Consider the following 12,619-nt stretch of genomic DNA (forward strand, 5'->3'; position numbering starts at 1 on the left):
ATTGAATATTTTTAGTATTAATGAATAGCCGTTCAGTTGAAAATAAGATAATTTTCAGATTGAAAAATATTTGATTTGTTTTGTTTATCATTCACTCAATTTCTACAATTATTTATGTCATTTTAAAATCTTTCTTAGTTTTTATTAGTAAATAAGATGCGTTCGCCCTGAGACTGTGACTAATTCTTGAAGAAGAGATCGCACTTCATGGTTGAAAAGCTGCTGTAATTCATTAGAACTCAGTTGCTCTAAGGGTCGGTCTTGCAAGTATTCGTGAACTGGTTCAGCCAGCGACGTATCCACCATCGACAGCGATAGCACAGCATCAAGCACCGAGTTAGAATACTGCTGCTGGACTGAATAACGCCTTTTCACCCACCAGTTCCCGTCAGTGCATCCGACTTGCCCCAGTTTCACGCCCTTGTTGTTGTAAATGCCATCATCGAGAATTTCAAACCCATAATTTTGGCACTCATTGAAGATATGCGCCATGATTTGGTTTTCAGTAGTAGAAGAGGACAAGGAGCAGGGTGCGGGGTGCATGGGAGAGAATCTTTCTCCTCTGCCCCCTGCCCCCTGCCCCTCTGCTTCTTCTTGTACTGGCAGTGTGCCATCTTTGTAGTGGGTGCAGATGAAGCGATCGCAACGCATTAGAGTGTTGGCACGAAATATTTCTTTATCGTTGACCATGACTACCCAGCGTTGCGTTAAGTGGTTGTCGTCATGGCTGATGCTGGCTATCAGTTTGTCATCAGCGTAATATTCGTGATGGTCAAACGAGATTTCGACTATTGTGAGGGGTTCGGGGGCTATGGCTTGGGCTTGGTCAGCGATGAACCCGTCGAGTTCGGCTTGGGCGAGGGCTTGGTTGTCGGGGGCAGCAGGGGCGAGTTTCTGAATCTTGCTTGACTGATAATGAGCGATCGCACTAATCCAGGCATCCTTGCAGCGTTTGTCGCTTACTTCGACTGTGCAGGCGATTTCGCTGTAGATTTGCTTGAGTCGGGCAATGGATTTCAGTTGCAGCTGTTGATAAGTGTAAATGGCATGAGTCATAATAGTATTTCCTGTTAAAGGATCAAAAGACGAGCGCACAAGTTTCCAAGGCGAGGGCGGTCGTCTTTTGCTTTTTGATACCTTTATCATATACACATATACACACATCATTAAGTATGTATATGATCAAATCTGGTTGAATATATGTGTAGGTATTGATATGGTTAAAACGCTAGTGCCAAAAGATTATCGAGTTAAGCCAGGAAAATGGGGTGAAAGCAAGCAACGGGTTCAAATCATGTTGACTCCAACAGCGATTGAGCTTGTTGATGCTATAGCTGAACAGATGGAATTAACTAGAGCAGAAGTAATTGAGAGGTTAATTCGTTCCAAATGTCTCAACCTTGAAACCTTAAAAGAGATTGCTGGAGATGACGATTAAAGAGCTTGCCAATCTTTGCTTTTGGTCTATTTGACTACGAGTGATTCATGAACAACCCGCCCCATAAGCGCAATAAAGCCACCATCTCCGCATCACCCAATCCAGCATCGACCAACTCAGACATTGCTCCTTCAGAAAATCCAGCTTCAGCAATTATTGACGTTCCCGCCATAGAAGTCCCAGAACTAACTCAGGATGAGCAACGCGATCGCCTGCATCTCGAACGCAAAGTTGAGAGGGCGTTCTTTGAGGCGGGTAAAGCGTTGATGGAGTTACGTGATCGCAGACTGTATCGATCCACGCACAAAACTTTTGAAGATTATTGCCGCGATCGCTTTGGGCATAGTCGCCAAAAGTCAAATTATTTGATTGCAGCAGCTGATGTCTATGAGAATTTGACAACAATTTGTTGTCAAAACTCTGGGATTGATGATTTGACAACAAATAGTTCCCAAATCCTGCCGACTAGCGAAGGACAAGTTCGCCCCATGACTAAGTTAGAACCGCAGGAACAGTGGGAAGTGTGGCAAACTGCGGTTGAAGTTGCTGGCGGGAAAGTACCATCAGGTCGTGTTGTCAAAGACGTGATAGAACGGATAATGGAACGCACCCAAGTACCCAACACCTACCAGCTAGGCGAAGTATGCCAAATCCTTGCAAAAGACAACCCCGATCTCAGGGGTAAGGGTGGGTGCTGGGGGATAGTCAACCATGTGGGTGAATTTAGCTGCACCGTCAAAACCTGGGATGGCGAGTATACAGTTGGGTTACAGCACCTGAAGTCGTACAACTACTTGCCTGCCGAGTGTGAGCAGATGCGGGTGATTTGCGATCGCATCAATCGGGTGTACTCCATCTCGCTTGAAGAATCAGTGCAGAAATTTTTGGAGTCTCTGGGAAAGCTGAAGCGGTTTTATTTGACGGGGTTGGAGGAGAAAGTATTGAGTGTTTTAGAGTCTGAAATCATAGTTTAAATATTTTATTTCATCAAATTTATTCTTGATTACCAAACAGTAAGTAATTATTTTCGGAATGAGAATTGCTGTATAGTTTGAGAGATTCCAGATCAAACTCCCAAGAGTTGCTCTATGATTGCTCTACCTGGTATTGCTATCCAAAGCAAGATATACGAAAGTTCTAATTCTCTGGTTTATCGAGGCATTAAAGACGATGGAGTAGCGCTCGTAGTAAAAATACTCAAGCAAGATTATCCCTCTCCCCAAGAACTGACTCGCTACAGACAAGAATATGAAATTACCCGTTTCCTCAACTTTGAAGGAGTTGTCAAGGCATATAGCCAGCAGGAATATCAACGCACGCTGGTTATTTTTTTAGAAGACTTTGGTGGAGAGTCCCTAGAGCAATGGATGCACAAGCGTCCAGATTTCTGCCCGATGCCCTTATCCACGTTTCTACTTCTCGCGATCACCTTGGCAGATATTCTCGGCAAAATCCATGCCGCCAATGTCATTCATAAAGATATCAACCCTGGAAACATCGTCCTCAATATGAATACTGGCGTTGTTAAAATTATTGACTTTGGAATTGCTACCCGATTCAGCCGTACCAATGCAACGTTCAAGAGCCACTATAGTTTAGAAGGAACATTTGCCTACTTATCTCCAGAGCAAACAGGGCGGATGAACCGTTCGCTCGATTACCGCACCGATTTTTACTCCCTTGGTGTGACGTTCTACGAACTTCTAACCGGACATCTGCCGTTTCCCATAACAGACATCCTTGAGCTAGTCCATTGTCATATTGCTAAACAGCCACTTCCACCTCACGAACTGAATGCAGCGATCCCTAAAGCCGTTTCAGATATCGTTTTGAAATTGATGGCGAAAAACGCAGAGGATCGCTATCAAAGTGCTAGGGGTATCAAAGCAGATTTGGAAAGCTGTGCTAACCAACTGATAGAAACAGGGCAAATTAATTGCATTCAATTAGGTTTTCAAGACGTTTCGGATCAGTTTCAAATTCCCCAAAAACTGTATGGACGCGAAGCGGAGATTGGAGCATTATTGGCGGCATTTGACAGAGTGGCAGGAACGGGGAATATTGGCGAAGCCATTGGACTAGAGGAAAGCATAGGAAATTCTCAATTCAAAGTAGAAATGATGCTGGTATCTGGCTTTGCTGGAATTGGGAAATCAGTGTTAGTGCAGGAACTCTACAAACCCATCACGGCAAAGCGCGGCTATTTTATCTGGGGTAAGTTTGACCAATTTGAGCGCAATAGTCCCTACAGCGCGATCGCAAATGCCCTGCAAAAATTGGTGCAGCAATTGCTCGGTGAACCAGATGAGCAAGTGCAACAGTGGCGATCGCGCCTGCTCACGGCATTAGGCAGCAATGGACAACTCATCATTGATGTGATTCCCGAAGTACAACTCATCATTGGCAAGCAGTCACCCGTACCAGAAGTGGGAGCCATTGAAGCTCAAAATCGCTTTCATCGAATTTTTCAATCGTTTGTGCGGGTGTTTTGTTCACAAGAACATCCCCTTGCGATTTTCTTAGATGATTTGCAGTGGATCGACTCAGCAACGCTTACGTTAATCGAGTTAATGCTGCTCGATGAGCAAACTCAATTCCTGTTTTTAATTGGAGCTTATCGAGACTCAGAAGTGAATCCAACGCATCCATTGGCCTTAACGCTCTCGAGACTGCTCAAAGGTGGGGCAGTGATTCAAGAGATTATCCTGAAGCCCTTAACGCTTGAACCATTAAGTCAGTTGATTGCCGAAACGCTGCATCGGGATGCAGACACCGTTCGTTCTTTAGCCCAGTTGGTGTTGCGTAAAACTGAGGGTAATCCTTTCTTTGCCAGTGAATTTTTGAAAATGCTGCATAGCGAAAATCTGTTGACTTTTGATTCTGAACACTATTGCTGGAAGTGGAACATTGCTCAGATTGAAGCCCAAAATATCACTGATAATGTGGTGGAGTTGCTGCTCCTCAAGTTAAAGAAACTACCAGAGAACACACAGAAAATTCTCCAGTTAGCGGCTTGTATCGGTGCCGAATTTAATTTAGATACGTTAGCAATCGTTTGTAAGCAATCCTCTAAAGCGGTTTCTCTAGATTTGTTAGCAGCTATCCAAGCTGGATTAATTCAACCCCTGTCTGAATTAGATGAAAACTTGTTAGTTCAAGAATATAAGTTTTTGCACGATCGCGTACAGCAAGCAGCTTATGCCTTAATCGATGAGTCGCACAAACAAGTTGTTCATCTCGAAATTGGTCACAATTTACTTGAAAAAACCTTACCAGAGCGGCTTTCAGAGCGGCTGTTTGAAATTGTGGATCATCTCAATCATGGGTTTGAACGGGTCAGCGATCTAGCCCAACGAGATGAAATTGCCAAACTTAATCTATTGGCAGGTCAGAAAGCAAAAGCAGCGATTGCTTATGACGTGTCAAAAAAATATTTAACTACAGCAAGAGAATGGCTGGCAGCATCTAGCTGGCAAACAGATTATGACCTGACCTTAGAGTTATATTCAGAAATTACAGAAGTCACGTACTTATGTGGCGAGTTTGAACTGGTAGAATCTTGGGCGGCGATCGTTATACAATCAGCTAAAACAGTTCTCGACAGCGTAAAAGTTTACGAAATCAAAATTCAAACCGACATCGCACAGAGCCAGCTATTGAACGCAATCAACACTGGATTACAAGTGTTGCAGCAACTGGAAATCAGTTTTCCCGAACAGCCAAGCCAGTCTGATATTCAGCTTGAACTAAACGCAATCTCACGTCTTCTCAGTGAAAAATCGATGTCTAACGACAAGCTCTACCCTGCGGGAACCCCTTTGGGAAACGAGTTTGCAGTCGCCTGCGGAGAGAAACCCTCCCCGAAGTTGCCACAACGCGGGGAACCCGCGCAAGGCACATCTCTTCGCAGCGCTGACTCACCTCTGCGCGTCTACGAGGACTTGATTCATTTGCCCCAAATGAGCGAGCCAGATAAGTTAGCAGCGATGCGAACCCTATCTAGGATTACGATTGCTGCTTGGATTGCTGCTCCAGATTTAATGCCGCTACTGGTAACTAAACAAGTCAGCTTGTCAATCGAACATGGCAATGCGTTTGCGTCTCCCTTTGCCTATGCCAACTTTGGATTAGTTTTGTGTGGCAAGGTCGGAGACATCGAAACTGGCGGAAACGAACTCATGGAGGTTGCACACGAAATGGCAACATATAATGAAGCAATTCGTCAGATCAAACAGGAAACGGCGCTAACCTGGAATCAAATATTTCAACAGGTGATCGCAAATTTGATGGGCTGCTCGGTCAATCCAACTTGTCTAGTTGGCGAATTCTACAATGAGGAGAATGGATTGCCACAACATGAAGTAGCAAATGATGGAACTGCGATATTTGATGTCTATTTCAGTAAACTTTTCCTATGCTACCTCTTTTCTGAGTACGCTCAGGCAGTTGAATACTCAACCATAGCAGAACGTTATTTGATCCGAATAACAAGTGCAACTCTTGCTCCTTTTTACCACCTCTATGATGCTCTAGCAAGACTTGAAACATACCCTAAAAGCAGCGTTCAAACACAGGCGGAAATCTTGGAAAAAGTTGCTGTTAGGCAGGAGAAAATGAAGCAATGGGCACAGTATGCGCCCATGAATCATTTGCATAAATATCATCTAGTCGAGGCAGAGAAATCACGAATTTTGGGTCAGTTACTTGAGGCAGAAGAATTCTACGAAAAAGCCATTCAAGGAGCGAAAGAAAATGACTATCTTCGAGAAGAAGCTTTAGCCTATGAGTTAGCTGCTAAATTTTATCTGTCTCGTGACAGAGAAAAGTTTGCCCAACTCTACATGAAGGAGGCTCACTACTGCTATGAGCGGTGGGGAGCAACGGCAAAGGTTAAAAATTTAGAAACTCGCTATCCGCAGTTCTTTCCTCAGTCGCCTAACGTAGTTTCCACGCCAATCCATATCACTTCTGGAACCACTTCTAATACCTCACACATCGCTTTCGATTTAGCGGCGGTGATGAAAGCATCACAAGCGATTTCGAGTGAGATTGAACTAGATCGGTTGCTCAGTTGTCTGATGCAGATATTAATTGAGAATGCGGGCGCACAAACCGGATATCTGCTTTTGGAAAACTCAGGAGAATGGGCAATTCAAGCTGCTTGTAAACTGAATGATAGTGAACAGGTTTGTGCTACGCAAGTCTTGCAATCTATCCCAACTGCAAATCATCTACCTGAATCAATTATTAATTATGTTATTCGTACTCATGAATGTGTCATTTTAAATGATGCTACTCGTGAAGGTAATTTTATTAATGAGTTGTATATTCAACATAATCAAACTCAATCCATCTTCTGTTTGCCTCTGTTAAATCAAAGCAAGCTTGTCGGTGTGTTGTATCTGGAAAATCAATTAGCAATTGGAGCATTTACACCGGAGCGATCACAAGTTTTGAATCTGTTATCAACCCAGGCAGCCATTGCAATTGAAAATGCCAAACTCTACTCAAAGCTACGCGAAGGCGAAAGTAGAATGAAACAATTTCTAGAAGCTGTCCCGGTAGGAATTGGAGTATTGGATGCGGCTGGTCGTGTTTACTACGTCAACCAACGGGGAATCCAGCTAATGGGTAAAGGGATTGATCCTTCTGCGACACCGGATCAAATCCCAGAGGTTTATCAATTTTATTTGGCGGGAACAGATCAAAACTATCCAACTGAGAAACTACCAGTTATTCGGGCATTGAGCGGCGAATGCACCACTGTTGACGATTTGGAAATTCACCAAAACAGTGCAATAGTTCCAGTCGAGGTTTGGGGAACTCCTATCTTTGATGAACAGGGTAATGTAGCTTATGCGATCGCAACCTTTCAAGACACCACAGAGCGCAAACAAGCAGAACACCTCTTAGCCAACTACAACCGTACCTTAGAGCAACAGGTAGCTGAAAGGACGGCAGCTTTACAGAAAAGCGAAGCAGAACTACGCTATCGAGAACAGGAATTACGACTGATCACCGACGCTCTACCGGCTCTTGTTAGCTATGTGGATGCCAATCGACGCTATCAATTTATCAACCGCACCTATGAGGTCTGGTTTAGCTGTAGTCGAGATGAGATTCTGGGCAAGTCTGTTTGTGAACTCCTGAGTGAGGCGGTTTATCAAAGGGTTGAGCCGTATGTTGATCAAGTGTTTGAAGGGCAAACTGTAACCTTGGAAGCTGAAATTCCCTTTCCGCTTGGTAAGAGATCCATCAGCGCTACCTTGATTCCTGATTTTGACCGTAATGCTCAAGTGAGAGGATTCCACAGTTTAATCACAGACATTAGCGATCGCAAACGCGCCGAAGAAGCCTCTATCCTAGAAGAACGCAATCGCATGGCGCGAGAAATTCACGATACACTAGCGCAGTCATTCACGGGTGTTATCATTCACGCTAGAACTGCTCTGAGCAAGATAACAGTAGACCCTCAAAAAGCTCAGACTCACCTAGCTCAAGTCCAGAACTTAGCCCAAACTGGACTCTCAGAAGCACGCCGCTCTGTAGAGGCGCTGCGCCGTCCCTACTTGTTAGAAAATAGTGATTTACTCAGCGCTTTCAAACATCTGACAAGCCAGCTAGAATCATCCATTGGTATAAAAATTATGTGTGAAGCCATCGGTATCCCCTATTCGCTACCCTCTGAGGTAGAGAATAATCTACTTAGAATTGGACAGGAAGCATTGACGAATGCACTCAAGTATGCAGATGCAACTGAAATTCGTGTTGAACTAATCTACGAGTCCACGCAGGGCATATTACGAATCAAGGACAATGGACAGGGATTTGCAATTGATTCTTCTAGTCACAATGGCTTTGGTTTATTAGGGATGGCAGAACGTGCCGAACTCATTGGAGCACAGATCCAGATCCACAGTACCCCCGGACAAGGAACAGAAATTGCGGTGTCCGTGAATCAGCAGGAAAAACCATCATGAGTCAACCAAATGCCATTCGTGTTCTGGTTGTGGACGATCACCCCGTTGTACGTCAGGGTTTGGTTGCGATGCTGGAAGAAGCGCCAGATATTCTTGTTGTTGGACAAGCTGGGAATGGTCAGGAGGCACTCGCTGTGTTTCGTCAAAAACAGCCAGATGCAACTTTAATGGACTTGCGAATGCCCCAGATGGATAGAGTGGCTGCGATTACTGCCATCTGCACCGAGTTTCCTGCTGCTCGGATCATCGTATTAACAACTTACGAAGGCGATGAAGACATTTATCAGGGATTGCGGGCAGGGGCTAAAGGGTATTTGCTCAAGGATGCCGAGCCAGGAGAATTGCTTTCCGCGATTCGCGGCGTTCACAAAGGACAGAAGCACATTCCACCCCGCGTCGGTGCCAAACTTTTAGAGCGCATGGCGAGTCCAGAATTGAGCGATCGCGAGTTAGAGGTGCTTCAACTCATTACAACGGGCAAGAGTACCCAAGCCATTAGCAAAGCTCTATATATTACTGAACGCACTGTCAACTTTCATGTCAATCATATTTTAAGTAAGCTGGGCGTGGAGGATCGCACTCAGGCTGTAATCGTTGCGTTAAGGCGAGGTATTGTTAGCTTGTAGCGTCATACCTGTCAAATTTGTCAGTTTATTAGCTGTCTAAATTGTCAGCTTATTAACTGAAGTTTTTCTCAGCGACAAAATCGAGTGAACCCTCTAAATTGAGATTATGCAACAGATAACAGAGCGGCATTTTGTCTCCCAAATTGTGAAAAAGGTTTTATAGGAATCATCTGTCTTTACCTGCTGCACTCCTTTCCTTAGAGGTGCTAAATGAGTCTTGGTGATTATAATCGGTTACTTGTACCGATTTCAGAACAAGATCATATTCAGGGATTGGTGAATACTTCAGTGACACTCGTGCAATATGGTGACTACCAGTGTCCCCTTTGTGGCGAAGCTCACCGATTAATCAAGGCAATCCAGCAACAGGTTAACAACTTGTGTTTTGTATTTCGCCACTTCCCCCAGCAGCAAATACATCCTTATGCTCAACGTGCGGCTGAAGCGGCCGAAGCGGCTGCTGCACAAGGTCAGTTTTGGCAGATGCATGACATTCTGCTTACCCATCAACAAGAGTTAGGAAACGATTATCTTGTAGAGTATGCCAATAATCTAGGACTCGATATTCCCCAATTTCTGCAAGATATATCCGGTAAAGTACATATTACTCACATCAATCAAGATATTGAAAGTGGATTACACAGTGGAGTAACAGCTGCCCCAGCACTGTTTATTAATGGAATTCGATATAGCGATCGCTGGAACATTGAGCAGTTGATGGCAGCCATTGTCACTTCAAGTCATTAATGTTTCTGGTCTTTAAACCCCAACTAAAAAACAGAGGGTAAGCAGCTGTGCAAAGAAGAACCAGTTTTGAAAGTAAAGGTCTAAAGTGTTCCGTCACCTTTTATACCCCGGATCAAATCGCATCCGGCGTTAGCTGCGCTCGCCGAAGGCATCACTTTCCGGCGATTGTCATGGCTCATGGAATTGGCTTGATCAAAGAGATGGGACTGCCGCAGTTTGCTGAGTTCTTTGTTCAGTCCAGGTTCGTCGTTTCGCTATTCGATTATCGCTACCTTGGTGCTAGTGAGGGAGAACCTCGTGGGCAAATGCTTCCTACCGAGCAGCAAGAGGACTACCGCAATGCCATCAACTGGACTCAACTGCAAAGCGAAGTTGACCCTGAACGCATAGGTCTGTGGGGCTTCTCCTATAGCGGCGGTCACGTACTGCATCTGGCCGCATTTGATCCGCGCGTAAAAGTGATCGTGGCACAGATGCCTACGGTGAATGCGTTTCTCAATTCCCGCCGTCTAGTCTCCCCACTTGAACTCGATGAACTCACGAAGCTGCTTTCACAAGACCGGATAAAACGCTATCAAACTGGAGAGGTGAGCTATTTCCCGTTGGTTGCCCCGCCTGGCCAACCCTCATTCTTAGTAACACCCGACGCATTCGCTTGGGTTGAATCGACCAAGAGCGCCAGCGAAGGAAGATGGAAAAATCGGCTTACTTTTGAATCCATTGAACACTGTCTCTATTACGAACCCGTTCCTCATCTTGAGGCGATTTTTCCCACCCCGCTATGTTTGATTGTGGGCGAGAAAGACTTTCTTGCAACTGCCGAATTGACCACCTCTGTCTATGCACGAGCAATGGAGCCGAAGTCCTTTACGATCTTGAAGGGCGGACACTTTGACGGCTTCGAGGGAGAGGGCTTCGAGATTGCAAGTACAACTGCCTTGAAATGGTTCGAGAAATATTTGAAGCAGGGATGACAGAACTCAACATACAAAGCAGGCGAGCGCACCGCACCTTTGCAGCAATTGACCCTCTAATTAATACAGCTATTAAACATCAACTTTATACCTATCCAAAAGGAGAAAGCAGCAATCTTATGTCACAATCACTCTGGTTGTTTGGTTCTCGTCTCACTATCGTTGCCGATCACACAACTACCGCAGGTCAGTACGATTTGATTGAAGAATACTCCCTTCCTGGCTCACAAACACCCCTTCATCGCCACACGCGCTATTCCCAACTACTATACGTGCTGGAAGGAGAGTTCACGGTCTTTGCTGGTGAGAACAAGGTGGTGCTGAATGCTGGTGACAATATCCTGATTCCTATTGGCACACCACACATGGTCGCCGTGTTCAGCGATCAGCCAGCACGCGGGTTAGTCATCAATGCACCAAGCGGCCCTGCTCGGCTGATTATAGAAATGGGGATGCGGGATGAGACAGAAACACTGGATATGGCGTTGCTTGCGCGCATTTCCGCCGAGATGGGCGATGAAACCCTTGGCCCGCCTGGAACCTTACCCTCCGCTGCTACGAGAATATAGCAAATCCATTCCAGGCAACAGAGGAAGAGAATTTTATGACTCACTATGACTACATTGTGATTGGCGCAGGTTCAGCAGGATGCGTTGTCGCTAACCGTCTGACAGAAGACAGTGACACAACGGTGTTACTCCTCGAAGCGGGTACCCCTGACACGAAACCAGAGATTCACATCCCGGCGGAATGTCTCAGTTTACTAGGTTCTGAGGTGGACTGGGCATATTTCTCCCAACCAGAACCCTACCTGAATAACCGCAAAATCTTTTGTCCCCGTGGCAAAGTTCTGGGGGGCAGCAGTTCGATTAATTTTATGATTTATTTGCGAGGTAATCCTCATGATTATGACTACTGGCAGTCATTGGGCAATCCCGGCTGGAGTTACCAAGATATTTTGCCCTACTTCAAGAAATCGGAACACTCCTCACGAGGCGCGTCCGAATACCACGGGGTTGATGGAGAGTTAAGCGTCACCGATCTGATTGCGCCTGCTGTGGTATCCCAACGTTTTGTAGAAGCAGCAGTAGCACTAGGATATGACCAAAATCCTGATGCCAACGCGATGCAGCAGTTAGGGGCAGGACTCTATCAGTTGACCATTAAGGATGGTAAGCGCCACAGTACTGCTGCTGCCTTCCTTCTGCCCATTCTCCAGCGTCCCAATTTGACTGTAACAACAGGAGCGTTGGTAACTCGCTTGTTGTTTGAAGACATTCACACTGTTGGGGTAGAATATCTGCATGAAGGCACGCTGCATGAGGTTAAGGTCAACTCCGAAGTGATTTTAAGTGCTGGCGCGTTCGATTCACCCAAGCTGCTGATGCTTTCCGGTATTGGTGATGCAGAACACTTGCAAGCCTTGGGAATTCCGGTAGTGGCTGATTTGCCGGGTGTTGGTCAAAACCTCCAAGACCACCCTGTTGTGTCCGTGGCACACGAGGCAACTCAGGATTTACACACGGCAAGCACCAGTAGTATCGCTGAAGCTGGCTTATTTTTGCATACCGAGGGTAATCTGGATGTTGCGCCAGATTTACAGTTTCTCTTCGGCCCCGTTGTGTTGGTACCGCCTGGTTATGCCCACTCTGGTTTAGGATTCACAAGTTTCGTCTGTTTGACTCATCCCCAAAACATTGGCAGTGTCAGTTTGCGTTCCTCCGACCCCAAAGACGCACCGATGATTCAAATAAACTTTCTCCAAAGTGAAGCTGATGTGCAAAAGCTAGTAGCAGGGATTAAATTACTCCGTAATTTGTTCGGTGCAAGTGCCTTTGATGAGTTTCGCGGTGA

The 12,619-nt window shown here is 45.5% G+C and carries 9 protein-coding genes; 8 read left to right on the plus strand and 1 reads right to left on the minus strand.

Translation table 11 applies throughout. From position 1 onward, the window contains the following. Window positions 1-144 precede the first annotated feature (144 nt). Window positions 145-1,056, minus strand: coding sequence for a hypothetical protein (locus tag H6G26_RS33115; RefSeq protein WP_242054041.1), 912 nt, complete (start codon window positions 1,054-1,056; stop codon window positions 145-147). Window positions 1,057-1,216: 160 nt separating this feature from the next. Here H6G26_RS33115 and H6G26_RS33120 point away from each other — a divergent pair, with 160 nt between their 5' ends. The 8 genes from H6G26_RS33120 to H6G26_RS33160 form a co-directional block, all read left to right on the plus strand. Further along, a complete protein-coding gene (locus tag H6G26_RS33120) occupies window positions 1,217-1,438 on the plus strand; it encodes a ribbon-helix-helix protein, CopG family (protein ID WP_190735156.1) in 222 nt (73 codons plus the stop codon). A gap of 47 nt (window positions 1,439-1,485) precedes the next feature. Beyond that, window positions 1,486-2,412 carry a hypothetical protein gene (locus tag H6G26_RS33125; protein WP_190735158.1) on the plus strand — a complete coding sequence of 309 codons (927 nt, stop codon included), beginning with the start codon at window positions 1,486-1,488 and terminating at the stop codon, window positions 2,410-2,412. 114 nt (window positions 2,413-2,526) lie between these two features. Further along, window positions 2,527-8,418, plus strand: coding sequence for an AAA family ATPase (locus H6G26_RS43120; RefSeq protein ID WP_242054042.1), 5,892 nt, complete (start codon window positions 2,527-2,529; stop codon window positions 8,416-8,418). Further along, entirely contained in the window at window positions 8,415-9,044 is a 630-nt protein-coding gene (locus tag H6G26_RS33140) for a response regulator transcription factor (RefSeq protein ID WP_190735160.1), read from the plus strand. Before H6G26_RS43120 ends, H6G26_RS33140 begins: the two co-directional genes overlap by 4 nt. 210 nt (window positions 9,045-9,254) lie before the next feature. Beyond that, a complete protein-coding gene (locus H6G26_RS33145; RefSeq protein WP_190735162.1) occupies window positions 9,255-9,791 on the plus strand; it encodes a DsbA family protein in 537 nt (178 codons plus the stop codon). Between the two features lie 47 nt (window positions 9,792-9,838). After that, entirely contained in the window at window positions 9,839-10,765 is a 927-nt protein-coding gene (locus H6G26_RS33150; protein WP_347242546.1) for an alpha/beta fold hydrolase, read from the plus strand. Continuing rightward, complete coding sequence (locus H6G26_RS33155) at window positions 10,762-11,334, plus strand: cupin domain-containing protein (protein ID WP_199327200.1); 573 nt, start codon at window positions 10,762-10,764, stop codon at window positions 11,332-11,334. The genes H6G26_RS33150 and H6G26_RS33155 overlap by 4 nt, the downstream gene beginning before the upstream one ends. A gap of 35 nt (window positions 11,335-11,369) precedes the next feature. After that, window positions 11,370-12,619, plus strand: a 1,250-nt coding sequence (locus H6G26_RS33160) for a GMC family oxidoreductase N-terminal domain-containing protein (protein WP_190735166.1), incomplete at its 3' end; no start/stop codon positions are given.

The sequence above is a fragment of the Nostoc sp. FACHB-888 genome (genome assembly GCF_014696655.1).
Taxonomy (GTDB): Bacteria; Cyanobacteriota; Cyanobacteriia; order Cyanobacteriales; family Nostocaceae; genus Nostoc.